23 protein-coding genes are annotated in these 25,840 nt (G+C 41.3%); all 23 read right to left on the bottom strand.

Features of this window, described 5'->3' with window-relative positions; translation table 11 throughout:
- Positions 1-165: 165 nt before the first annotated feature.
- The 23 genes from recA to DH10bf12_RS12240 all read right to left on the bottom strand — a co-directional run bounded on the left by recA (position 166) and on the right by DH10bf12_RS12240 (position 25,807).
- Positions 166-1,218, bottom strand: coding sequence for a recombinase RecA (gene recA, locus DH10bf12_RS12350; protein ID WP_471735574.1), 1,053 nt, complete (start codon positions 1,216-1,218; stop codon positions 166-168).
- Between the two features lie 203 nt (positions 1,219-1,421).
- Entirely contained in the window at positions 1,422-2,690 is a 1,269-nt protein-coding gene (locus DH10bf12_RS12345; RefSeq protein WP_471735573.1) for a competence/damage-inducible protein A, read from the bottom strand.
- A gap of 12 nt (positions 2,691-2,702) precedes the next feature.
- A complete protein-coding gene (gene pgsA, locus DH10bf12_RS12340; protein WP_471735572.1) occupies positions 2,703-3,281 on the bottom strand; it encodes a CDP-diacylglycerol--glycerol-3-phosphate 3-phosphatidyltransferase in 579 nt (192 codons plus the stop codon).
- A 117-nt stretch (positions 3,282-3,398) separates the two neighbouring features.
- Positions 3,399-4,289, bottom strand: coding sequence for a helix-turn-helix domain-containing protein (locus DH10bf12_RS12335; protein WP_471735571.1), 891 nt, complete (start codon positions 4,287-4,289; stop codon positions 3,399-3,401).
- 19 nt (positions 4,290-4,308) lie between these two features.
- Complete coding sequence (locus tag DH10bf12_RS12330; RefSeq protein WP_404409281.1) at positions 4,309-5,100, bottom strand: YmfK family protein; 792 nt, start codon at positions 5,098-5,100, stop codon at positions 4,309-4,311.
- Positions 5,101-5,244: 144 nt separating this feature from the next.
- Entirely contained in the window at positions 5,245-5,502 is a 258-nt protein-coding gene (locus DH10bf12_RS12325; protein WP_471735570.1) for a DUF3243 family protein, read from the bottom strand.
- Between the two features lie 75 nt (positions 5,503-5,577).
- Positions 5,578-6,297 carry an elongation factor P 5-aminopentanone reductase gene (gene ymfI / locus DH10bf12_RS12320; protein ID WP_471735569.1) on the bottom strand — a complete coding sequence of 240 codons (720 nt, stop codon included), beginning with the start codon at positions 6,295-6,297 and terminating at the stop codon, positions 5,578-5,580.
- Positions 6,290-7,585, bottom strand: coding sequence for an EF-P 5-aminopentanol modification-associated protein YfmH (gene yfmH / locus DH10bf12_RS12315; protein WP_471735568.1), 1,296 nt, complete (start codon positions 7,583-7,585; stop codon positions 6,290-6,292). Before yfmH ends, ymfI begins: the two co-directional genes overlap by 8 nt.
- Positions 7,578-8,858 carry an EF-P 5-aminopentanol modification-associated protein YfmF gene (gene yfmF / locus DH10bf12_RS12310; protein ID WP_471735567.1) on the bottom strand — a complete coding sequence of 427 codons (1,281 nt, stop codon included), beginning with the start codon at positions 8,856-8,858 and terminating at the stop codon, positions 7,578-7,580. Before yfmF ends, yfmH begins: the two co-directional genes overlap by 8 nt.
- 138 nt (positions 8,859-8,996) lie before the next feature.
- Positions 8,997-9,953, bottom strand: coding sequence for an ABC transporter permease (locus DH10bf12_RS12305; RefSeq protein WP_471735566.1), 957 nt, complete (start codon positions 9,951-9,953; stop codon positions 8,997-8,999).
- A complete protein-coding gene (locus DH10bf12_RS12300) occupies positions 9,954-11,006 on the bottom strand; it encodes an ABC transporter permease (protein WP_471735565.1) in 1,053 nt (350 codons plus the stop codon).
- Entirely contained in the window at positions 10,999-12,531 is a 1,533-nt protein-coding gene (locus DH10bf12_RS12295) for an ABC transporter ATP-binding protein (RefSeq protein WP_471735564.1), read from the bottom strand. Before DH10bf12_RS12295 ends, DH10bf12_RS12300 begins: the two co-directional genes overlap by 8 nt.
- Before the next feature lie 186 nt (positions 12,532-12,717).
- Positions 12,718-13,797, bottom strand: coding sequence for a BMP family lipoprotein (locus DH10bf12_RS12290; protein ID WP_471735563.1), 1,080 nt, complete (start codon positions 13,795-13,797; stop codon positions 12,718-12,720).
- 50 nt (positions 13,798-13,847) lie between these two features.
- Positions 13,848-14,573, bottom strand: a complete 726-nt coding sequence (locus DH10bf12_RS12285; RefSeq protein WP_471735562.1) for a GntR family transcriptional regulator — start codon at positions 14,571-14,573, stop codon at positions 13,848-13,850.
- Positions 14,574-15,171: 598 nt separating this feature from the next.
- The gene (locus tag DH10bf12_RS12280; protein ID WP_471735561.1) at positions 15,172-17,514 is read right to left on the bottom strand and encodes an FtsK/SpoIIIE family DNA translocase; all 2,343 of its coding nucleotides are present in this window, start codon (positions 17,512-17,514) and stop codon (positions 15,172-15,174) included.
- 84 nt (positions 17,515-17,598) lie between these two features.
- Complete coding sequence (locus DH10bf12_RS12275) at positions 17,599-19,266, bottom strand: ribonuclease J (RefSeq protein WP_471735560.1); 1,668 nt, start codon at positions 19,264-19,266, stop codon at positions 17,599-17,601.
- A gap of 155 nt (positions 19,267-19,421) precedes the next feature.
- Complete coding sequence (dapA, locus tag DH10bf12_RS12270) at positions 19,422-20,315, bottom strand: 4-hydroxy-tetrahydrodipicolinate synthase (protein ID WP_471735559.1); 894 nt, start codon at positions 20,313-20,315, stop codon at positions 19,422-19,424.
- A gap of 5 nt (positions 20,316-20,320) precedes the next feature.
- On the bottom strand, positions 20,321-21,502 hold the full coding sequence (locus DH10bf12_RS12265) for an aspartate kinase (protein ID WP_471735558.1): 1,182 nt from the start codon (positions 21,500-21,502) through the stop codon (positions 20,321-20,323).
- Positions 21,503-21,529: 27 nt separating this feature from the next.
- Entirely contained in the window at positions 21,530-22,573 is a 1,044-nt protein-coding gene (locus DH10bf12_RS12260; protein ID WP_471735557.1) for an aspartate-semialdehyde dehydrogenase, read from the bottom strand.
- A 100-nt stretch (positions 22,574-22,673) separates the two neighbouring features.
- Positions 22,674-23,273: a dipicolinate synthase subunit B gene (locus DH10bf12_RS12255; RefSeq protein WP_471735556.1), complete on the bottom strand. Its 600-nt coding sequence runs from the start codon at positions 23,271-23,273 to the stop codon at positions 22,674-22,676.
- Between the two features lie 4 nt (positions 23,274-23,277).
- The gene (gene dpsA / locus DH10bf12_RS12250; RefSeq protein WP_471735555.1) at positions 23,278-24,162 is read right to left on the bottom strand and encodes a dipicolinate synthase subunit DpsA; all 885 of its coding nucleotides are present in this window, start codon (positions 24,160-24,162) and stop codon (positions 23,278-23,280) included.
- A gap of 16 nt (positions 24,163-24,178) precedes the next feature.
- Positions 24,179-24,463 (bottom strand): YlmC/YmxH family sporulation protein, encoded by a 285-nt coding sequence (locus DH10bf12_RS12245; RefSeq protein WP_471735554.1) that lies wholly within the window; start codon positions 24,461-24,463, stop codon positions 24,179-24,181.
- Positions 24,464-24,571: 108 nt separating this feature from the next.
- Entirely contained in the window at positions 24,572-25,807 is a 1,236-nt protein-coding gene (locus tag DH10bf12_RS12240) for a M16 family metallopeptidase (RefSeq protein WP_471735553.1), read from the bottom strand.
- Between the last annotated feature and the right edge of the window lie 33 nt (positions 25,808-25,840).

Below are 25,840 nucleotides of genomic sequence, written 5' to 3'. Positions count from 1 at the left end.
GGAAGACTTCATGACATTTACTTATCAATTAGAAAAATTGAAAAATATACAATCTTAATTTTAAGTCTGCAAAATTTCATTGTCAAGTAACCTAGAATAATCTACCTCATAACATTTCAATAAAAAAAGAGACAGGAATCCATTTCCTGCCTCTTAAAAGTCATATTACTTATCTTCTAGCAGATCAAATTCCTCTGCTTTTTCCTTTTCACTTTCTGGCACAGCATGCGGCTGATCCATACCGTGATGCTCACGGATCTTCAGGAGAATCTGCTGACGGAGGTCAGTATTCTCTTTTAGAAACTGCTTTGCATTTTCACGTCCCTGTCCAAGACGCTCTCCTTCATAGGAATACCATGATCCGCTCTTTTGAACGATATCCGCTTCAGCACCAAGGTCAATGATCTCTCCTTCTTTAGAGATTCCTTCACCATACATGATATCAACTTCTGCAATACGGAATGGCGGTGCCACTTTATTTTTAACGACCTTAATACGCGTTTTGTTTCCGACCATATCGTTACCCTGCTTAAGCGTTTCAGCACGGCGCACATCAAGACGGACCGAAGAATAGAACTTCAGTGCGCGACCACCTGGCGTTGTTTCCGGGCTTCCGAACATAACACCAACTTTTTCACGAATCTGGTTAATAAAGATTGCGATTGTGTTAGACTTACTGATTGCACCTGATAGTTTTCTAAGCGCCTGTGACATCAAACGCGCCTGAAGACCAACGTGTGAATCACCCATTTCACCCTCGATTTCCGCTTTCGGTACAAGGGCTGCTACTGAGTCAATGATGACAATTTCAACCGCTCCACTCCGCACAAGAGCCTCTGCAATTTCGAGTGCCTGTTCTCCTGTGTCCGGCTGTGATAAAAGAAGTTCATCTATATTAACACCCAGCTTTTGAGCATATACAGGATCAAGTGCGTGCTCAGCATCGATAAAAGCAGCCTGGCCGCCATTTGCCTGGACCTCAGCAATTGCATGAAGCGCTACAGTTGTTTTACCTGAGCTTTCAGGGCCATAGATCTCGATTACACGGCCTCTCGGATATCCACCTACCCCAAGTGCTGCATCTAATGAGACAGACCCGCTCGATACTGTATTTACTCTTCTGTCAGTCTGTTCTCCAAGCTTCATAATTGAACCTTTTCCGAACTGTTTTTCTATTTGTTTAAGCGCCATATCCAGCGCTGCCTGACGATCACTCACATTAATTCCTCCTTTGATATAGACGTCTTAGTGACGTCTCATAACCTAACTCTACTATACTCTTTTCCAGATCAGATAACAAGCAAAAACCGAACATTTATTCGTATTTTTTAAAAAGGTCATTTTAAGCAATATAGAATTAAAAAAACGCTAATTCTTAAGATGAAATGACTTTTTAAAATACGTTTATAGAATAGTGCAGTTTATAATCCCTTCTTGATAAATGGCCCCGCATTCTTTTCAAGGAGCTGAATCAACGCATATATTCCGTGCTTAACCGTTCTGATTCTTTTAAAGTTACGATCACCCTTAAGTGTTAATATAAAGGAGGAGATCATCCCGTTTTTGAGAGATACACCTATCCAGACTGTTCCCTCGGGAATCCCGTTATCATCACCCGGCCCTGCAACACCGGTAAAACTGATTCCAATATCACTCGCAAATTTCTTACGGACCTGATCCGCCATGCTTTCTGCACATTCACGGCTCACTGCACCATACTGATCAAGCAGATCCCCGGGCACTCCAAGAACACTCTGTTTTACATGATTGGAGTATGCCGTTATGCCGCCTGAAAGATAACTGCTGGCTCCAGGGATTGAAGAAATTTCTGAAGAAAAAAGCCCGCCTGTCAGACTCTCAGCAGAGGCAATGGTTAGATTCTTCTGATCAAGAAGTAACGTCATTTTTTGAAGAAGGTTGTTTTGATCATAACCATAGCAATAATCGCCCACCCTGTCTTCAATGACCGTCACCATTTGATTCACAAGTGATTCAGCTTCCTTCAAATCACTGCTTCTTGCGGTAATTCTGAGTGTCACTTCCCCCTCTTCAGCCAGCGGTGCAATGGTCGGATTAGTCTGTTCACTGAGAATGTCTTCAATCCGCGATTCCAGATCCGCCTCACCAATACCAAAGAAACGCATAACCCTGGAGTGTAGCGAGCTGTTTTCAGTTTTCTGATCCCTCAGGTAAGGCAAGACCTGATCAACAAGCATTGGTTTCATTTCCCGCGGAGGACCAGGAAGTAAAAGATAACTCTTGCCGTTAAGTGATTTCAGCATACCCGGAGCCATACCATGAAAATTAAAAAACACAGTACTGTCTTCCAGAACAAGCGCCTGTTTTTTATTATTCTCAGTCATGATACTTCCCGTCTGTATAAAATACTGTTCAATTGCCTTTAAGGATTCCTGATCATACGAAAGACTGCAGCCAAGATGTCTGGCTGCAGCTTCTTTTGTCAAATCGTCTTTAGTAGGTCCGAGACCACCTGTAACTATAATCAAATCTGATCTCTTATCAGCATTTGAGAGTGTTTGTAAAAGCCGATCTTCATTATCTCCCACTACGCTGTGATGATATACATTGATTCCCGATTCAGCAAGTCTCGCTGAAATAAACTGAGCGTTGGTATTTGCAATCTGACCAAGCAGTAATTCCGATCCTACCGCAATAATTTCTGCATTCATACGAACATCTCCTTATTTGGAATCTTTGAAAGCACCCCAGTTTTTGATAAAGTAATCTACACCTGACCACACAGTAAAAAATGCTGCAATGTATAGAGCTATGATGTCAAAAGGAATGTTAAACATAGCAAAGAATATATTATGAAGCAGCAGTGCTGAAATGGCTACAATCTGCATCCACATTTTAATTTTCCCAAGCATAGCGGCAGCATGCACTTCACCAGACCCGGCGAGGACCAGTCTGAGCCCGGTAATTGCGAACTCTCTTGAAATGATGATAATCACAATCCATGACGGTGCCATTTGCAGCTCTACTAAAATTATCAGTGCAGCTGATACGAGCAGTTTATCTGCCAGTGGATCAAGAAACTTCCCAAGGTTTGTTACCTGGTTATATTTTCTCGCATAATACCCATCAACCCAGTCAGTTGTTGCGGCAAAGATAAAGATCAGTGCGGCAACAAAATGAGCGACCGGCATCTCAGCTCCTAAAAGTGTCATCTCACCCCATCCGAAATCAACAAGCATGATTAGCATAAATAAAGGGATCAGAAAAATTCTCGAAATCGTAATCTTATTAGGTACATTCATATAATTGCTCCTTTAAATCTAATATTTTTCACCATTATTAATTAATAGCCTTACCACACATCTATGTAAACCCTAATCAAAAAAATAGTCATCACGCATGATGACTATTTTTAAAATTTATGATGGGTTTCGCACTTCAAAAATCATATTTTGAGTAATGATATCTGAAGCACCAAAATCCACCTGCTCACCATTTATAGAAACAGTTGTACCAGGCGCACTTCCAACACGGATCCGGAACCATTCAAGCTCTGATGCGTCAAATGTGAGTTCCTCACTGCCTGACAGCATCTGATCAATGAGCTGATTACCTGACTGATCTGTAATGCCAACCCAGGTAGATTCAGAATTGATCGTTACAGTGAGCTCTTCAGACGACGTAATCTGATAGTTCGTTGTATCGCCTTCAGTTCCTGTATTTTCAATCGCTAATTCATCTTCCTGAGGCTCTGACTGCTCCTCTTCATTATCTGCAGGCTCCTCTTCGGCAGGTTCTTCAGCAGAATCCTCAACCTCTTCCTCTTCAGCCGCTTGTTCAGTATCATCTGATTGATCAAGCGACACAGATTCCTCCTGCTGAACCTCTTCATCCCCCTGTGGTTCATCACTGTCAGCTGACATAAATGACTGAACCAGAATATACGCCAGCGCAACGATTCCGACTACGAATACAGCCATAACTGCTGTTGGAATAAACCTGAATGCTGTAGATGTATTCTTACTTCCCCTCGTTTTTACTCTCGAAAGCTGTGATGGAATATGATCATCCTGGTTTTTAGGAATATCTGAAGAATAAGTTTCAAACAATTCCTCTACATTCAAATCCACCGCTTCAGCATATTGCTTAATAAATGCCCGAATATAAAATGCACCGGGCATCATTGAATAATCTCCCTCTTCAATTCCCTGGAGATACCTTTTTTGAATTTTAGTTAATCCCTGAAGCTCTTCAAGTGAGTAGCCCTTGGCTTCTCTGGCTTCTTTCAGGCGGCTGCCTAGTTCTGTCAATGTTTACACCTGCCAATACTTAAAAGTCAAATTCCCCAAAATCCGATCCACTGAACATTGCGTTTTTATGCATTAATTCATATGTAATTTCTTCATCCGGGTCGTGTCGAAGCTCAATAATATAATCAAAATCATCAATCGAGTATTCGGAATTTTCTACAAAAATGTCCGGATGCTCAATGACTTTGATGGATGGCATTCTCATAATTTCCCGTACAAGCTGCCAATGCTTATCTGAGGCACGCTGTGTTGAAACGACGCCATCTATAATAAATAAATTGTTTTCATTATATTCATCCGGAATTAATTTATCACGGACTGTCTGTTTTAATAACGTTGAAGACATAAACAGCCATTTTTTATTCGCACAGACGCTCGCTGCCACGATTGATTCTGTTTTCCCGACACGCGGTAATCCACGTATGCCAATCAGCTTATGACCATCCTGTTTATACAGCTCCGCCATAAAATCAACAAGAAGACCAAGCTCGTCTCTTATAAATCTGAATGTTTTTTTATCGTCTGCATCTCTTTGAATATACCGGCCATGGCGGACCGCCATCCTGTCGCGAAGCTTAGGTTCTCTCAGCTTTGTCATCTGAATGGTATCCATAGTACGCAAAATCAGTTCAAGTCTGACAATCTGCTCATCACTTCTGGCAAGCAAAAGCATGCCTCTCCGACCTTCGTCAACACCATTTATCGTTACAATATTAATTGAAAGCATACCAAGCAAAGATGAAATGTCACCAAGCAGACCGGGACGGTTTTTTTGAATTTCATATTCGAGATACCATTCCTTCTTCTCCATGGTGTCAGCTCCTTAATATAAAAACTTTCCTATCTATAAGGTTAATAATAAATCATTTGAATGGATTAGAAAAGGAAAAACAGAAATTGCATCGAAATAAGTAGAAAATTGCCTCCTCATCTGATTGAGAAGGCAACTTCGACATTAATGACTGACAGAACCGCCTGACAGACGGATCATAAGGTTAGCAAGTACATGCTGTTCATTCTCATCTGCGGCTCTCCACAAGTCTGCTAAGACCCGTTCCTGTTCGTTTTTAGGGTCAACGTTCTTCGCCAGGTAGTCTCCAATCTGAAAAGCTACTTCTGACATTTTTTCTTTATCCATTCCCTGCTTCTGGGCTGCAATGACTTTATCTCCGAGAAAATCTTTCCACTGTTGCCAGTTATCCAGAATCGACATATTATTCTCCTCCTTTATTCATGAACCGTGTAGGTCTCATCAATAGTATGGTCACGGGAGATGAAATTATGCGATTCAGCTATACCATCCACCATTAACTGACAGTACGTGGCCATTGATGTAAGTGGATTGTTTTCCGGTCAGGAACATGACTGCATCCGCTATTTCATCGGGACGCGCGAACCGGCCGGCCGGGATCTCTTCTTCTAGATGCCGCTTAACTTCATCATCATAATGTGCCGTCATCGTTGTAGTGACTGCACCGGGCGCTACCGCATTTACACGTATGCCATTTGGTGCAAGCTCTTTGCCAAGCGCTTTAACAAAAGAGATTTGAGCACCTTTTACAGCAGAATACATCACTTCATATGCAGCACCGGTTTCTCCCCATACAGAACTGACAAACACTATGGAGGAACCATCTTTATGGCGCATCCCCGGGATCAGCCTCCGGATCATTCTCGCAGGCTGATACAAGTGGACATTCCACATACTTTCAATCACATGATCAGGGGTATCTTCAAATAACCCTTCGAAATGTTGACCGCCGGCATGAATAATTATGTCCGGCTGCAAAAGGTTTGTTGTGACCTGATCAACAGCTGGCCCATCAGTCAGATCCAGTTTAAGCGGGATCAGTTGATCCTCCTGACGGGCAAACTGTGATAAGTCATTGATCGCATTCTCATTGGAATTATATTGAGCAAGAACAGTATGATTTGTCTGTAAGAGTTTTTTACAAATCTCTAAACCGATACCGCCACTGCTGCCAAGCACTAAAGCAATTTTACCCATTTACTTTCGGCAGGATATAAAAGCTGGTGATCCTGTCTTCTTTTACAAGATCAGAGAATGCTTCATGCACATCTTCTAACGTTAATGTTTCAAGAACCGGTACTGCTTCAAAAAGGTCCATATCATTAAAAGCATATCTTGTGAACTGATTCGCAATAAATTCCGGTGAATTTAATGACCTTAAGAATCCACCGATATTTTTCTTCTTCACTGATTGCAGCTGCTCTTCTGTGATAGAAGGAGAATGTACTTCTTCGAGCAGAATGTTTTTGATCCGCTCTGACAGTTTCTCAGGGTTTGCAGAGTTACTGCCGACTAAGGCAAAGCCAAAGTTACTTTCCTGCGTAAAATCATAGGAAAAATGGTCATCAATCAGCCCTTCTTCGTAAAGAGCAGTATAATGATCAGATGTTTTTCCGAACAATACATCAAGCGCTGTATTGATCGACAGCTCTTTTTTCATCAGCTGCATTCCGCTGATTTCTTTCTCATTGGATTTTATCCCTACCATACACTTTGCCACCTGAACGTCCATATGAAGCTCGTGGTGGGCTCTATTGACCTCGTCAGGCTCTTCTTCGAACTTACGGTCAATCGCCTCTTTAGAATCAAAATGCTTTTTCTCCTGATTCTCCCTGATGAAGTTCATTACTTCTTCCGGGTCTACTGAGCCGACAATAAATAACATCATATTAGATGGATGATAGAAAGTATGATAACACTGATAAAGGTGGTCTTTTGTAATTGAAGAAATAGAATCTATTGTCCCTGCAATATCGACCTTTACCGGATGGTGCTTGAACATGTTTTCAATTGCACCAAAATAAAGACGCCAATCTGCGTTGTCATCGTACATCGTAATTTCCTGACCAATAATGCCTTTTTCCTTTTCAACGGTTTCCTCAGTAAAATAAGGAGACTGAACAAAGTCAATCAGGACATCAAGATTTTTCTCAAAGTGAGAAGTACTTGAGAATAAATAAGCTGTCCGGGTGAAAGAGGTAAATGCATTAGCAGAAGCTCCATTCATACTGAATTTCTGGAATACGTCTCCTTCTTCCTTTTCAAACATTTTATGCTCTAGAAAATGTGCAACTCCGTCCGGAACACGGACAAAGCTTTCTTCACCAAGCGGAATAAATTGATTATCTATAGAGCCGTATTTTGTTGTGAAAGTAGCAAAAGTTTTATTAAAATCCTTTTTAGGTAAAATACATACTTGTAAGCCGTTATCCATTGTTTCCAAATATAATTCTTCATTAAGCTGAGAAAATTCCTTTTTACGCACTTTCAGCCACCTCCTTAGCAGTTAATACATATGTCGTATCTTTCACGAGTTTATTAGCCGCATTGACCACATGCTCTTTTGTAACTCCTTCTATTCCTTTGAACCACTCATTAATATGAACAGGAATGCCTGCTGTCTCCCCCTGATACAACACTTCCACAATCCCTCTCGGAGAATCAAGCGTTTCTAGCATCTGGTTTGTCATAACAGCTTTTGTCTGACTGAGTTCCTGCTCAGAAATATCACCTTTTTTAATTGCTTCAAGCTGCTGTTCGATAATTTCTTCAGCTTTATCAATTTTACCCGGATCGACACCTGACATGATGACAATCAGCCCTTTATGACTTTCAAGTCGGCTTGCTGCATAGTATGCCAGGCTTTCTTTTTCACGGACATTAATGAATAATTTCGAATGCGGGAAACCGCCCAGAATTCCATTCATTACTGCCATCGGAAGGTAATCTGCATCGCCATACACAGTCTGCGATCTGTATCCGATATTTAATTTTCCTTGCTTGATCTGCTGTTTTTCAACAACTTTTTTCGATTGATCAATGTGAACTTTCTGGTGATCTGCATAAACGTTTTCTCGCTTATTCAATGCAAACTTTTCTCTGCAAAGCGTTTCAATCTGATCAACCTCAACATCTCCAACAACATATAAATCCACTTCATCTTTTTGGAGCATTTGCTGATATGTTTCTAAAAGATTTTGTGGTGTTACACTCTCAAGTTCAGATTCAATTCCATTCGGGTGCAGCGCATATGCTTCATCACCACACATTTCTTCTACAAGCCTCTGGGATGCATAACGCATTTTATCGTCTTTCACAGCCTTCAGCTTCTGCTTCAGTGTTCGTTTTTCAGCCTCTGTCACCTTTTCACTGAATGCGCCATTTTCAAGCAGCGGTTTAAAAATCATTTCATATAAAACTTCCATCGCTTTCTCTGTAAGTGGTGTTTTATCCTGAAGATACTTTTCATTAGGTACGTCAACTGCAAAAGTCAAAATGTGGTATTCACCCTTTTTATTCACATCGACTGATGCACTGGCACCGTAAAGGTCATCAAGGTGACTTCTGAATAATGCAGTCGTCGGCCACTTTGCTGTACTGCTTTGGAGGACATAAGGTAATAGAGCTCTTGCTGTTACATTATCTTTGGATAAAAGAGACTTAAATTTAAATACAAACTGATTTGTTTTGAATTTTTCTGTTTTAATCACTCTTATGTTCAGGCCGTTCTGTTGAATTTTATGTTCATCTAAATGCATACAGGTTCCTCCCGGATTCGTAATTGCTTTATAGTATTTATATTCTCATACTTCACTATACATTTCTTGATACTTGTACAACAAGCATTTGCAGCTATAAAAAAACCGCCTGACTGAGAATCAGACGGTTTAAACATGTTAGCGGCTTCCCTTAATATAAGGTTTACCAATCGATTTTGGTGCATCAGCACGTCCGATAAATCCTGCTAGAGCAAGAATCGTCAGAATGTATGGTGCTGATAGTAAAATCCAGTTCGGCACGTCTGCAAGCAGCGGGAAGCTTGAACCGATAATTGCAAGTGATTGTGCAAGACCGAAGAACATCGCTGCCCCCATCGCACCAAGCGGATGCCACTTACCGAAGATAACAGCAGCAAGTGCGATAAAGCCCTGCCCTGTAATAGTACCTGCGCTGAAATCCTGAGTAATTGTCTGTGCGTACACACCACCACCAAGACCTCCGAATATCCCGGAAAGGAAAACGGCGATGTAACGCATTCTGTAAACATTGATCCCCATTGTATCAGCAGCCATCGGATGTTCACCTACTGAACGCAGGCGCAGACCAAACGGTGTTTTGAATAACACAAACCATGCACCGATTGCAAAAATGATTGCAAGGTAAGAGGTCACATAGTTATTAAAGAAAATTGGGCCAATGACTGGAATATCAAACAATAATGGAATTCTTTCATAGTATAAAGGCTCAGGAATTTTTGGTGTTTGTCCAGCTCCGTACCAGTCTTTGATTAGATACACACCAAGACCGAGAGCAAGGAAGTTGATGGCAACACCACTGACAACCTGATCTGCACGGAATGAGATTGATGCAACCGCGTGAAGCAGTGAAAAGAGTCCACCGATCACCATTGCCACAACAAGAGCCATCCATGGTGTCCAGCCTCCAAGTGCTGAAGCAAATGTAATATTGAACACAACTGCTGCAAATGCACCGATTACCATTAAACCTTCCAGACCAATATTAACAACACCAGACCGCTCGGAGAAGACACCGCCTATTGCTGTGAAAATTAGCGGGGCTGATGCAAATAGCATGGATTTAACTAAAATTTCAAATGCTGATAAAACATCCATTTATTTTGCCCCCTTTTTGAGACGCTGCAGCAGGTACGCGATAATGTAGCTGGATGCAACAAAGAAAATAATAATGGCAATAACAATTTCAACTAACTCGGTTGGAACGCCTGACTGAAGCGGCATAATTAATGCACCCTGCTTCAGAATTCCAAATAGAGCTGCTGCTAAAATAACACCAATCGCAACGTTACCACCTAAAAGGGCAACTGCGATCCCGTCAAATCCTACGCCTGAGAAAGCGCCATGGATAAATCCATATCCAAATGTTCCAAGTCCCTCCATCGCTCCGCCAAGCCCGGCAAAAGCTCCTGAGATCACCATTGATAAAATGATATTACGATTAACGTTCATTCCGGCATACTCAGAAGCATGCTGGTTAAACCCTACTGAACGAAGCTCAAAACCAGTAGTGGTTTTCTCAAGCACGACAAAGTAGATAATTGCTGCTGCTAGTGCCAGGAAAATACCATAGTGCATCGTTGAAAATTCAGTCAGTGTTTCAAAGAATGGTGATTTTAATGACGCTGACTCTGGTACGCGGTCCGTTGTATTCTGCTGATCAGAAATCACATACCGGATAAGATAGTTACATAAATGAAGCGCAATATAGTTCATCATAATGGTAACAATTACTTCATGTACACGAAGCTTTGCCTTTAAAAGCCCTGGCACAAACGCCCAAAGCGCCCCCGCTACAGCCCCGGCTAAAATCGCCATTGGCAGGTGGATGATCTTCGGGAGGTCAAATGCAAGACCTACCCAAACTGATGCTACCCAACCGACTAAGAGCTGACCTTCAACACCGATATTGAATAACCCTGTACGGAAAGCAAAAGCTACTGCTAGTCCTGCAAAAATATATGGTGTAATCTGTCTGATTGTTTCACCGATGTAAAATCCTTCACCCAGTGAGCCCGCTATTAATGCGGAATATCCCTCAATCGGATTATAGCCTGAAACCAGCATAACAATGGCTCCAACCAGTAAACCGAGAATGACTGAGATAACAGGAATCAGGATCTTCTGCCATCTGCTGAATTGATTAAACATTCTCTGTTTCACCTGCCTTTTTCTTAGAGCCTGCCATGAGTAATCCCAGCTCCTGCTCTGTAGTTGTTTTAGGATCAACGATTTCTATGATGTTCCCATCATAAATCACTGCAATCCGGTCACTGACATTAATAATTTCTTCGAGTTCAAATGAAATAAGCAGAACTGCCTTGCCGTTATCACGCTGTTCAATCAAACGCTTATGAATAAATTCAATTGCCCCTACATCAAGTCCCCGCGTAGGCTGTGCAGCAATGAGAAGATCAGGATCGCGGTCAACTTCACGCCCGATAATTGCTTTTTGCTGGTTACCTCCAGAAAGCGCACGTGCAGGCGTTGTTTCTGACGGCGTACGCACATCAAACTCCTGAATCAGTTTTTTAGCCTGTTTATTAATCTCTTTATTATTTAGGAGACTGTATTTTGAATATGGTTTGTGGTAGTAAGTCTGCAGCACCATATTGTCCCCGATCGGGAAGTCAAGCACGAGACCGTGTTTATGTCTGTCCTGCGGAATATGTCCAACACCTGCTTCCGTGATTTTTCTTGTTTTATAAGAAGACAGGTCTTTATCATTCAGCTTAATTTTCCCTGAAGTAATCTTTCTGAGCCCCGTAATTGCTTCGATGAGTTCAGATTGTCCATTACCATCAACGCCGGCAATTCCAACAATTTCTCCTGCTCTGACATTCAGATCAAGGTCTTTTACTGCATTTACTCCGCGTGAATCCTTCACATTCAGTTTTGAAATTTCAAGTACATTATGCTTAGGATTTGCTTCTGTTTTATCTGTTTTAAAAGTAACTTCGCGTCCTACCATCAGACTGGCAAGCTGTGTTGGTGTAGCACCTTCAACATCGAGCGTATCAATCCCTACTCCTTTACGGATAACGGTTACGCGATCACACACCTCAATAATTTCCTTCAGCTTATGAGTAATCAGGATGATTGATTTGCCTTCTGCAATCAATGTTCTGAAAATCTGTATTAATTCTTTAATTTCCTGAGGCGTCAGTACTGCGGTTGGCTCATCAAATATCAGTATTTCAGCACCACGGTATAGGGTTTTCAGAATTTCAACGCGTTGCTGCATCCCGACTGAGATATCAGCAATTTTTGCTTTAGGATCAACCTTCAAGCCATAGCGGTCGGAAATCTCCTGAACTTCACGCTCAGCCTTTTTCATATCAATATTCAAACCTTTTTTAGGTTCAAGGCCTAAAACAATGTTTTCTGTCACAGTGAAAGTGTCCACAAGCATAAAGTGCTGGTGTACCATTCCAATTCCCAGTTCATTTGCAACGTTTGGACTCGTTATATTTACTTTTTCCCCACGTACTTTTATTTCTCCCTTTTCAGGCTGATACAGTCCGAAAAGAACATTCATTAATGTAGATTTTCCTGCTCCGTTTTCCCCGAGCAGCGCATGAATTTCACCCTTCTTTAATTGAAGTGTAATATTGTCATTCGCTACAATTCCCGGAAACTCTTTTCGGATGTCGAGCATTTCTATTACATAATCCATCCGTTATCACTCCTTTATTTATCGTACGGTGGTAGGTTGAATGAGGTCTGACTTCTTTTACCAGACCTTTTCAGAAAAATGCTAAATGAAGAAGGAAGAATTTTTCCCTTATTCAGTTAACATTCTTGCAAAAAAAAAGGGAATTTCAGGACTGTAGCAGCCCCTCCATTCCCTATGCATTTGTTATTACTCAAGTGTAGATGGTACTTCGATTTCTCCATCAACGATTTGCTGCTGGTAGTTAGCAATCTCATCAAGGATTTCCTGTGAAAGGTTGTCCTGGCTCTCAGCGATTGCAATACCTTCTTCCTGGATACCGTATTCAATTACTTCTCCGCCTGGGAAGTCGCCTTCCATAGCACGAGTTGAAATATCCTGAACAGCAACATCAACACGCTTAACCATTGAAGTAAGTGTTACATTGTCTTCTCCAACCTGACCTTCTTCCCACTGGTCACGGTCAACTCCGATTACCCAAACCTGACGATCAGGGTCCTGCTGCTTAAGGTTTTTAGCTTCTGTGAATACACCATTACCTGTTCCGCCTGCTGCGTGATAAATAACGTCAACGCCTGATCCGTACATTGATGCTGCAATCTGCTGACCGCGCGCTGCATCATTGAAGTCACCAGCGAATTCAATTTGAACATCTGCATCAGGGTTAACTGCTTCAACACCAGCCTGGAAACCTGCTGCGAATTTGTTAATCAGGTCAGATTCAACTCCGCCAACGAAACCGATCTGATCAGATTCAGTAGCAAGACCTGCTGCCACACCAACAAGGAATGAACCTTCATGCTCTTTAAAAGTAATTGAAGCTACATTTTCGCCTTCAGATACATCATCAATTAGAGCAAAGTTTGTATCAGTGTTTTGGCTTGCAACCTCAGTTAGTGCCTGATTTAAAAGGAAACCAACACCGAAAACAAGGTTGAAATCATTACGTACTGCAGTGTTCATGTTTGTCACATAATCTGCATCATTATTTGACTGGAAGTAAGTGAAACCGTCTGTACCTTCTTCAAGACCGTTATCAGCACCGAACTGCTGAAGACCTTCCCACGCTGACTGGTTAAATGACTTATCATCAACACCACCAGTATCTGTTACCATTGCTACTTTAAAGTCACTAGTTTCTTCAGTGCCTTCTCCGCCGCCATTACCTTCATCAGTACCTGTGTCAGCTTCATCGCTTCCACATGCTGCAAGGACAGTACCTGCTGCAAGGATCATTGAAAGTGCTACTCCGTACTTACGCTTTTTCATTTTGTTACCCCCTAAATTTTTTCGTGTATTAGTAGGAATGCATAAATGCATTAAACACGCTTACGTACAACATGAAAACTGAATCGATCAGCTTTAAAATAATTCAGAGAATACAAAATAGGCTGATCCTTATCATCATAATGAAGCTGCTTTAAAACGAGTAAAGCAGTTTCAGGTTCACATCCGAGGATTGGAGATACCTTCTCATGATAGCCGGCAGGTTCAATGTGGGTCACAGCATAAGATATGTACATACCCCCATTTTCCTCCAGCAGTGAGAAAATCGACCGGTCCTGATGTGTAAATGAAGTAGGCATCAAATCTGACGGGATTTTATCAACACAATAGACCACCGGATCACCGTTTGCTGTTCTGACACGCTCTATGATCGTCATATCATCATCAGGTGTACAGTTAAATCGGTTTATATCTTCATCAGTCGGCTGATGAACAGAGGAACTTAAAAATACTGTCCCAGGCTCCATACCTGCCATGCGAATCATATCAGTTACGCTGTATAACTGTTCAATTCCTGACGAAAATAATGGTTTTGCATTAACAAACGTTCCTACACCGTGTCGCCTGACAATTCTGTTTTCTTCTTCGAGAATTCTCAACGCTTCTCTCAATGTAGCCCTGCTGATACCCAGCTGCCTTGAAAGTTCAAACTCTGAAGGCAGGCGTTCCTTTTCTTTATAAACGCCTTTGTCGATATCTTTCTTCAGTCGGTCAATTACCTGAAGATACAGATGCCGATTATCTGATTTAATAGTCATATAAAGACACCACCAACTCTTTTGACATCAGACATCTGATGTATTTCATTCCTACTAATCGAAAATACTATAACACTTTTCTTTTCTAAAAGGAATACAATTGTGTGGTTTTCACAAAAATTCTTTCTATTTAGTTACATAATAATTACATTTGTTACAATAATATAAAGATAAGTGAAATGAAACCCTTAAAATTGTAAATTAAAGGAAAATAAATATTTCTTTATAACGTTATAGTATTTTTGAAAGCGGTAACAATAGTATAACTTATTCATCTATTCTTTGTATATAGGTCTGACATCAAAGGTCTGATTTTTTTTCATATCAATCGTTAAATTGATTATTCAGTAAATTTAGCTGCTAGGTTTTTATGAAAGAGGGCTGTTGATTTCTGCTCAGCAGGACGCTTCCCGGGGACGAACGCTCGGGACAGGCAAAAACTGCAACCTCCGGGTCAGGAATGCACTGCCACTATCGATCGTTTTTTCGCAGGAGACGCCTCCTTTCTCTCCAATCACCAGCTTTGCGGTAACAACATTAATTATTAAGATAGCTTTCTTTCAAAAAATAGCGGGACACCAATGTCCCGCTATTTAATCTATTCATCTTCGATTTTACCTTTTAATACTGTCCTCGGCTTACTGCCTTCATATGGACCTACAATTCCCTGTTCTTCCATTGCATCAATTAATCTTGCTGCACGTGTGTAACCAATTCTGAATCTTCTCTGAAGCATTGAAACTGAAGCAGTCTGCATATCAGTCACCAGATCTACCGCATCTCCGTATAATTCATCATCAGACTCTTCAGGCTTTGATTCATCCACTTCATCAGGAATCATTTCTTCCTGATATTGTGCTTTTTGCTGCTCAATGACTGCATTTACTACTTTCTCAACTTCCTCATCACTCAGGAATGCCCCCTGCACACGAACAGGCTTATTTGCACCGACCGGCATAAACAGCATGTCCCCCCTGCCGAGCAGCTTTTCAGCACCACCGGTATCAAGTATTGTTCTCGAATCAATCTGGGAAGAAACAGCAAATGCAATTCTTGAAGGAATATTCGCTTTAATGACGCCTGTAATGACATCAACAGACGGTCTCTGCGTTGCAATAATTAAATGGATGCCTGCTGCTCGTGCCATCTGGGCAAGTCTTGTGATAGAATCCTCTACGTCATTGGATGCAACCATCATCAGATCCGCAAGCTCATCTACAATAACAACGATAAATGGAAGCTGAGGCTGCTTTTCTTCATTATTCTCATTATGCTTTCTCACATATTCATTGTAGCCTTCTATATTTCTAGTACCCGTGTGTGAAAAAAGATCATATCTTCTTTCCATTTCACTGACTACTTTTTTAAGTGCCTGGGATGCTTTTCTAGCGTCTGTAACTACCGGCGCCAGCAAATGAGGGATCCCATTATAAACGTTTAGTTCAACCATTTTAGGGTCGATCATCATCAATTTTACTTCATGCGGTTTAGCACGCATCAGAATAGAAACGATAATGCCATTAATACAAACGGATTTACCGCTACCTGTTGCACCCGCTACAAGCATGTGCGGCATTTTATTCAGCTCAGCTGCTACAGCTTCACCGGTAATATCTCTTCCAAGTCCAATCAGCAGCTTCGCTTCATCACGCTTGTTTTTATTTGATTCAAGCACTTCTCTGAGTGAGACCATTGCAACCTCTGTATTCGGTACTTCAATCCCGATTGCAGATTTACCCGGAATTGGCGCTTCTATTCGGATATCCTTTGCTGCAAGTGCCAAAGCGAGGTCATCATTCAGATTCACAATTTTACTGACTTTCACGCCAACATCCGGATGTACTTCGTATTTTGTGACAGCCGGTCCCAGGTGAACCTGAGTAACTTTAGCTCTGACCCCGAAGCTTTGAAAAGTTTTCTCAAGCTTGGATGCATTCTTTTGAATCGCCTTATATTCACTACTCTGATCTGCTTGCGGAGGTACTGCCAGCAGTTCAAGCGATGGTACTTTATATTCTTTATTTTCGACTTCTTCTACGCCTGGAGATGATGTAAACTCTTCAAGTGCAGGATCCTGAATAGCTTCTTCCGTCTTCGTTTTTTCGTCAGCTGATATTTCTGCTGAATGATCTTCATGCACAGGGACTGTTTTTTCAGCGAAACTGGAGATCAGCGGCTCAAAGCCCTCCGGTTCTTCATCAGGCGCTTCTGGTATTTCTTCTGGTGCAGCTTTTTGTTTTGATGCAGATCGTCTAGTAATCTGAGTCTGCTTTCTTTTCGCTTTTTTAGTCTGGCGCTTTTCAGTTAACCAATCAGTAAACAGGGAAATTAACTCCTTCAGTTTTTCGCTAAACCAACCTATTATACTTCTCCCGGTTTCCCCAATTGATTTACCTGACAACATAATGAGACCAATAATCATCAGTGTGGCTGAAGCAACCTTTGAACCGGTTGAACCAAACAGCAAGTCAAATATGGCATAAATAAGTGCACCTATCATGCCCGCCCCGGCGTTTTCTGTAAACTCATCTGTAAGAATCGTATGTGTCTGAACCAGTACACTGCTGCTCGTAATCAGTTGATCGCGCACAAGCTGATCAAATAATAATACATGACTTAAAAGAAACAAACTGATTAATACCAACAGCGTTCCAATCATCCTGGAGCCTTTAAGTGATGGTAGACCTCTGTAAAGAATAGCGTAGACAGAAAGTAAAATGATCATAATCGGAAACAGAAGCTGAAAGTTACCAATTAAATAAGTAAAAACCAGAGTTAGTATACGGCCGGCTGCCCCAAGCTGAAAAGCAGCAATCAGTGCCAGTGCAATCATCACAATCCCTGTTAACTCATATGTAAGTGGTGTGTTCTTACGTGATCTTTTAGTTTTTTTGCGTGCTTGCGTTTTTCTTTTTATTGGCTTTCTTTTGGCTTCAGCCATGTGAACAACCTCCTTTTCGGGCTGAAAAAAACAGACAGAAAAATTCTGTCTGTTTTTGATTACAACATTCAGTCTCTGCTGAATTTATACCTCCATGATGATTGGTAAAATCATCGGACGACGCTTTGTACGTGTGTAGAGGAGATGATTAAGTGAGTCCCTGATCTCCTGTTTAATACCAGACCAGTCAAATGTACGGTTTTCAACGTTTTTCTCCACAATATTGCGTACTGCAGTAACTGACTCTTCCATCAGCTTTTCTGATTCTCTTACATAAACAAAGCCTCTTGAAATCACTTCAGGACCTGCAGCAATTGTCTTTGTCCTGCGGTTTAATGTAACGACAACCAGCAGCACTCCATCCTGGGACAGTAACCTTCTGTCGCGCAGAACAATATTACCGACATCCCCTACACCTTTACCATCAATCAGAACATTACCTGTCTGAACTCTGCCGCTCATTTTCATTTTACCTGCCTGATATTCAACAATATCACCTTTGTCGGCAATGAAAATGTTAGTGCGTGGTATACCCATTTCCTCAGCAAGACGGCCATGCGTAATTAAATGACGGTATTCTCCCTGAATTGGAATAAAGTATTTAGGTTTCATCAGGTTCATCATCATTTTCAGGTCTTCCTGACTGCCATGTCCGGAAACATGGACATTTTTGCTTGATGTAAGGACGTTTGCCCCTGCTTTCGTCATTTCATTTACAGACCGGTACAGATATACTTCCATACCAGGTGACGGTGTAAACGTAATTAATACGGTATCACCCTGCTGAATGTTAACAATCGGATGTGTCTGATTAGCCATACTCTCCATTACTTTAAAAGGCTCATCATGTGTACCTGATAAAATAATAACAATTTCATCATTACGGTATTGATCAATTTCGTTGGGCTTAATGCGTGTATCTTCATCATACGTTAAATGTTCAAGTCTTGAGGCAACATTGACTACACGTTCAGCAGCCTCTCCAATAACAGCGACTTTTCTGCCTGAAGCTTGAGCAGCATCAAAAATCTGCTGAATACGGATCAGGTTTGATGCATAACATGTGACAATCACTCTTCCGCTTGCCTGATTAATGCTGTTAGAAACGTGCTTCTCAATGACAGCTTCAGATGTAGTGTGTCCCGGCTTTTCTGCTTCAGTACTATCCGACAGCAACGCAAAGACACCTTTATCACCAAGTTTAGCCATTTTTCCAATATTGGATGCATAACCACCCTTAGAAGCCTGATCAAATTTAAATTCACCAGTATGTACAATTGCACCTTCAGATGTGTGAATCGCAATGCCGAGTGAATCCGGGATGCTGTGAGTTGTGTTGAAGAATGTGACATTCACAGAATCAAATTTCATATTGCTTTTCTCATGCACTGTATAGAATTTTACACGTTCTTTAAATCCATATTCTTTTAGCAGCGCTTTAGCAAGTGCCACAGTCAGCTTTGAGCCATATACTGGCACCTTTACTTTTTCAAGTAAATAAGGCAGTGAACCAATTGAATCGTCATGACCGTGAGTCAGAAAGATCGCTTTCACTCGCTCTTTATTTGCTTCAATATATTGAAAATCCGGGATGACAATATCAATTCCAAACATTTCATCTTCAGGAAACATTAATCCGGAATCAATAATAAATAAATCTTCGTCCACTTCAATGACGTACATGTTTTTTCCTATCTCGCCTACGCCGCCGAGAGGAATGATTTTTACTTTTTCGTTTTTATCTTTAGACAAACTAATTTCCTCCTACAAAAATGTTATCCGACCTTTTAAAACAGCTGTGTTCATTATACTGTAAGATTGGAAAACTGTACATGTATTTGTGAACCGCCAGGGGCGGAAATCAGAAAGGTCTTTTTCCGGATTGGAAAAAGACCTTCTGCTGATCTTTATGAAATACGGGACATTTCTGATCGAAAATGACTGACAGCCTCTAACAGACTGCTCTCTTCATCCTGATCCAGTTCAACTAATGGAAGTCTGACACCTCCGCACAATACTCCCTGGTGATTCAGAGCTGACTTCACCGGTGATGGACTTGGCTGTGCAAACAGCGCTCTTGTAAGTGGTAAAAGCAGCTGATGAATAGACGCAGCTTTTGAAAGCTCTCCGTTTTGGAAGCAGCTGATCATGGTTTGCATTTCATTTCCCGCAACGTGTGAAGTGACAGATACAACACCTGCTCCACCAATTGAAAGAAGTGGTAATGTTAAACCGTCATCACCGCTGTATATGAGAAATTGTTCATCTGTACCCGCAATGATTTCAGTCATCTGATCCAGACTTCCACTTGCTTCCTTCACAGCAACAATGTTGGGCACTTCAGACAGTTCAATGATTGTTTTCGGTTCAATATTGACAGCTGAACGACCAGGGATATTATAAATCATTACAGGCAGACCAACCTGCTCTGCAATTGTCGTAAAGTGTTTCTTCAGACCGGCCTGACTCGGCTTGCTGTAATATGGAGCAACCAGCATAATAGCATCCACCCCAGCTTCTTTTGCAGCAAGGGAAAGACTGATACTCGATTCAGTATTATTTGTTCCCGTTCCTGCTACCACCGGTACTCTGCCATTTGTAATTTTTACTGTCTCTTTAAAAAGTTCCACTTTCTCTTCTGACGATAGTGTTGGTGATTCTCCAGTTGTACCTGCTACGACAAGTGAATCGGTGCCGTTTTCGATTAAGTGATTGATAAGATTTTCCAGTCTGCTGTAATCAATGCGATTATCCTGATTAAAAGGAGTCGCCATTGCAGTGGAAACTCTGCCAAAGTTCATCTTCTTCACTCCTGTATAGTTACTAGTTCATGATTAATAAAGTATTGGTGCAGCAGCTGCTGGGCGATGACTGATTTGTCACTGTCGAGCAGTATCCAAAAAGTCATATGGCTGTCAGCTGTCTGCCATATGCTGATTTTATTTTCTGTGAGCAGTGTGACAATTGCTGATGCAACTCCAGGACGTCCAGCAATACTGCTGCCAATTAGCGCAATTTTTGACACATTCTCTCTGAATTTAAAATAGACCTGATGCTGTTTTAAAGTATTGTTTAAATCCTGAAAATCTTCGTATTGAATTGTAAATTTCACTTCGACCGGCTGAATGGAGATCAGATCAATACTGATCCCTTTTTCAGCCAGTATTCTGAATATATAATCACAATCCTGAGCCTGAACGGATATCTGTACAAGTTCTTCTACCGCCGTGACAGAATGGATGGATTCAGAATGAGCTTCTGATCGGATCCACGTTCCACCATCACCGGATAAATCTCCTGTCCAGACCGGAACATTTCCTTTTCTAGCCCACTCGACTGCTTTAGGGTGAATAATCTTTGCACCCTGATGTGCAACATGGAAGGCCTCGTCATAATGGAGCCGCTTGACGACTGATGCATGATCGACAATTCGAGGATCCCCACTCATAATCCCCGCTACATCTGTGTAGAGCTTACATGAAGATGCTTTTAAACTTGCAGCGATCGCACACGCTGATGTATCACTTCCACCTCTGCCAAGAGTAGAAATTCTACCCTTATCATCTTCTCCCTGAAAGCCGGGCACAATGATTACTTCAGCATGCTTTAGAGTCTCTAACAGCACACCGGTATCTACTGAACAAATGTCGGCATTATACGTTTTGTCTGTTTTAATACCCGCCTGCTTCCCCGTCAGGATCTCACTCTTTATCCCTTCCCTGTGAAGAGCAGACGAAAATACAGCAGCTGAAATAAGCTCTCCGCATGAAAGTAAAAGAGATTGCTGATGGGCAGGAAGACATTCGGAATCCGTTAGTGATAGCAATGTATCAGTGGCATAAGGGTCTCCCAGTCTGCCCATCGCTGAAACGACTGCAATCACCTGATGTTGTTGATCCAGTTCACGTTTTACATTCCTTACTGCCGCATCTCTTTTAAATGCCTCAGATAACGAAGTTCCACCGAATTTCAATACTGAAATTGGCAATGTTACACTCCTCTCTTTGAGTGCGTATTATACAAGTTTTAGTTTAATCAGGCTTTCTGCGATTTGTACTGAGTTCCACGCAGCTCCTTTTAATAGGTTATCTGACACGATCCACATATGGAATCCATGATCTTCATCCGGATCTTTTCTGACTCTGCCTACAAACACATCTGTTTTTCCCGCAGCCGTGCTTGGCATCGGGTATTCCTGCTGGTCAGGATTATCCTGAAGGGTCACGCCCGGTGCCCCGGAAAGAATTCTGTGAATATCAGCAGTATTTTTCCCTTTTTCAGAAACTTCGATATAGACAGACTCTGCATGACCTGTTTCCACAGGCAACCTTACACATGTCGCTGATACTTTAAGTTCAGGCATATGCATAATCTTCTTAGTCTCATTAATCATTTTCATTTCTTCGAACGTATAGCCATTCGTATCAAATACATCAATCTGCGGCACTGCATTAAAGGCAATCTGATAGTGCTTTTTATCTCCTTTAACAGGCAAAACGTTCGCTTCAGGTTCTTCTCCGTTAAGGATAGCCTGGGATTGTGCTTTCATCTCATCAATTGCCTGTACGCCGGCTCCTGACACAGCCTGATAAGTGGAAACAATTACTTTTGACAGACCAAGTTCTTTTCTGATCGGCTCCAAAGCTGCGACCATCTGAATTGTTGAGCAGTTTGGATTCGCAATGATTCCTTTATGCTGCTGCAGGTCTAATTCATTTACTTCAGGAACGACCAGAGGTACATCCGGATCCATTCTGAATGCACTTGTATTATCTATTACGATCGCACCGCGCTTTGCTGCCTCAGGCGCGAGTTCTTTTGAAATACTGCCTCCTGCTGAAAACAATGCAATATCAATTCCCTCAAAGCTGTCGGGAGTTGCCTCTTCTACTGTGACTGGCGCACCATTAAATTGTATTGTCTGACCCGCTGACCGTGCCGATGAAAGGAGTTTAATTGTTCCGACTGGAAAATCTCTCTGCTCAAGCATTGAGAGCATTTGAGTTCCGACTGCTCCTGTTGCACCTACTACTGCTACGTTATATCCTGTACCCTTCATATAAAAAACTCCCTTCCACTCTTCCCCTGCAATGCGTTAGACAGGTAAAGCACTAATGTGTATTCATACAACACATTGTATCATTTATTCTTTGATTTTCTCAATCTCTTTTACTTAAAGAGCTTAATGTTATGACAGGTTGATGCTGTTTTCCTTTCAAAGCCTGTATGACCGTCTCCGGAATTTCGTCCATATGGGCTACTAAAGAGTTCGGTTTATTAAAAGGATCATCCTGACTGAACGGTGCAAAATAGATGTTTTTTGCTCCCATCAGCTTCATCAGGTTTATTCCGTTCAATCCCAGCCCGTCATTTGTCGAGATGGCAATTACAACCGGTTTATGGTTTCTCATCGTTGCTTTTGCAGCCATTAGAACCGGTGAATCGGTTAATGCGTTCGCAAGCTTAGCGAGAGAATTTCCTGTTAAAGGTGCAATTACCATGCAGTCGAGCGGCTTTACAGGCCCCAGCGGTTCTGCATCTGCTATCGATCTGATACATTGCTGTCCTGCTGCCTTTTCAATTTTTTCGACCCATTCTTCACCCTCACCAAATCGGGTATTCGTCGTTTGCATTGTATAACTTACAACCGGTATGATCTCCGCTCCAAGCTCTTTCAGTCTGATTAATTCAGGTAATGCCAAGTGATAGGTACAATGAGAACCCGTAAATCCAAAGCCAATTCTCTTTCCTTTTAGCATCTGTTTATTCCCCTTTTTCAATGATCTGATCAAGAATGGACATCGCCAGAATTTCACCTGCAGTTTTTGGTGCCACAAGACCCGGGAGACTCGGTGCTTCAAGGTAGTTAATATTTTTCTCCCGGGCTGATTCTTTTTGGGCTGGCGGCGGATGGGATGCAAGTTCCAAGATAAACATATTTGGATTGCAAGCTGCTAAAGTTTGCTGATTAATGATTTCTACTGATGGGATTGTATTAATCCAGATATTTGCATGATTCAGACAGGTTTGTAACTCTTTCAGAGCTTTTGTTTTTACACCTATTTCATTCATTCGTGCAACTTCAGCTTTCACTTCTGACAAGGCTGTCACTTTTGCACCAAGCGCATGAAGTACCCTGGCTGCTGTCAGTCCGACTCTTCCACATCCTGTAATGACGATCTGAGCGCCGTGAATTGTATACTCCGTATGCTGTATGATCAGCCACAGGATTCCCTCAACTGTCGGGATTGAATTTAAAATTGCAATCTCATCTTCTTCAAACAAATACACGAAGTTTCTTTTACTGGCTGTCGACCACGATGTCTCAATTCCTGTGAATAATAAGCATTTTTCCGGTATTCGATTTAATAATTGTTCATGTATATAAAGATTACTGGCACTGAATGAAGATTTTATATCCCCATTAACCCCTATTCCGCTTACCGGAAAAATCAGTGCGTCAAGTTCTTCTAAAGGAATCTGATCCAAGGATGTCTTTCGATAGCCAGGCTCAGAAAGATTGAGCTGATCAAAGCCGCAGAGAAAAACTTCTGCTCCTTTTTTACATAATGCTTCAGCGATTACAAGCTGCCTTGCATCCCCACCGATTACAGCGGTTTTTCTACCCCTCAATTCTTCGTTTTTCACTCAGCATTCACTCACTTCATTCTTCTTTATTCTCCGGTATACTATGTAACTGCAGTTCTGATTGTGACCGTTTACCCTTAATCAGGATCAGTTCTTTTCCTACTGCATGAACACTTTTCCAGGAAATCGCATATTCCTCTTTAGCGCTTTTAAAGGGACTGATTTTACCGGCTGGTACTAATATGTTGATAATTTCACCTGTTTCATCGTTAAACTCAATATCCGCATTACCAAGAATGCCCATTCTCTCAGCCTGGTCTATATCAATCATTTCTTTTCTGTACAATTCACTCATTCTCATTATTTTTCCTCCTCTAAGCTAAATCATGTGATCGTTAACTATATGATGAAAGAAAAAAATATATAAATAAAAGGATGAGACGCTGAGGTCTCATCCTTTTAACCATGATTAAATTGATACCTTTTCCCCCTGGGGTGAGATAACTGAAGAAGCAAATCTGCCTCCAAGTATCTGATCAGCCACCCTTTTTACGGAGTTTTGTGATACCTGATCAATTTTTTTGATCATTTCATCCATTGACCTGTGTCTTTTGAGCATTAATTCATTTTTACCATTTCTGCTCATTCTTGCATTCGTACTTTCAAGACCCAGCACCAAATTTCCTTTTAATTGCTCTTTTGAGGAATGCAGCTCATCATCTGTTAAGCCACTGGCTTTTAATTTTGCTGTTGTTGACTGAATGGTTTCATACAGCGCATCCAACTGGTCAGCACCCGTTCCCGCATAAATTGTTAATAAACCGCTGTCACGGTGAGCTAAATGATATGAAAATACTGAGTAAGCAAGTCCCTTATCCTCTCTTACATCCTGAAACAGTCTTGAAGACATACTGCCGCCTAACACATTATTCATGACGATCAGACTATAAGTATCTTCATGACCAATCGGAAGTCCGTCATAGCCGAGACAGAGATGCGCCTGTTCAGTTTCTTTCCTTTTTGAAAGGTGAGTATAATTAAATTCAGGTAACTCATCACTTCTTTTTTCTTTCTTAGAAGCAGTATAATTCCCAAACAAATCTTCAACTTCTTTGATGAATTCTTCACTAATATTACCGGCCACTGAAACAACTACATCCTCAGGACGATACATCTCAAAAACATATTTTTTCAAATCATTACTTGTAAAAGATTTTAAAGTTGATTCGGTACCAAGGATCGGATAGCCGAGAGAATGATTGCCATAAACAGCTTCTCCCAATAGGTCATGAACAATATCATCAGGTGTGTCTTCATACATTTTAATTTCTTCAAGCACTACATTTTTTTCTTTTTCTAGCTCTTCAGGGTCATACACTGAATGAAAGAACATATCAGCAAGCACTTCTAACGCATGTTTCGCATGATTATCAAGTACTTTTGCGTAATAGCAGGTATACTCTTTTGACGTAAATGCGTTTACATGTCCGCCGATTCTGTCAAATTCCTCTGCAATTCTTCGTGCTGAACGTTCTTTTGTTCCTTTAAACAGCATATGTTCAATGAAATGAGAGATCCCATTATTATCCTGATCTTCATCCCTTGAGCCTGTTCCAATCCAGATGCCAACTGCAGCCGATCTGACTGAAGGAATGTATTCATAGACAATTCGTAAACCATTATTGCAAGTGTGACGTGTAATCATTTAAAACATCTCCTAAACTTATTGCACTTAATG

This window comes from Jeotgalibacillus sp. 10bf12 (assembly GCF_055597105.1).
This window is presented reverse-complemented; position numbering and strand designations above follow the sequence as displayed.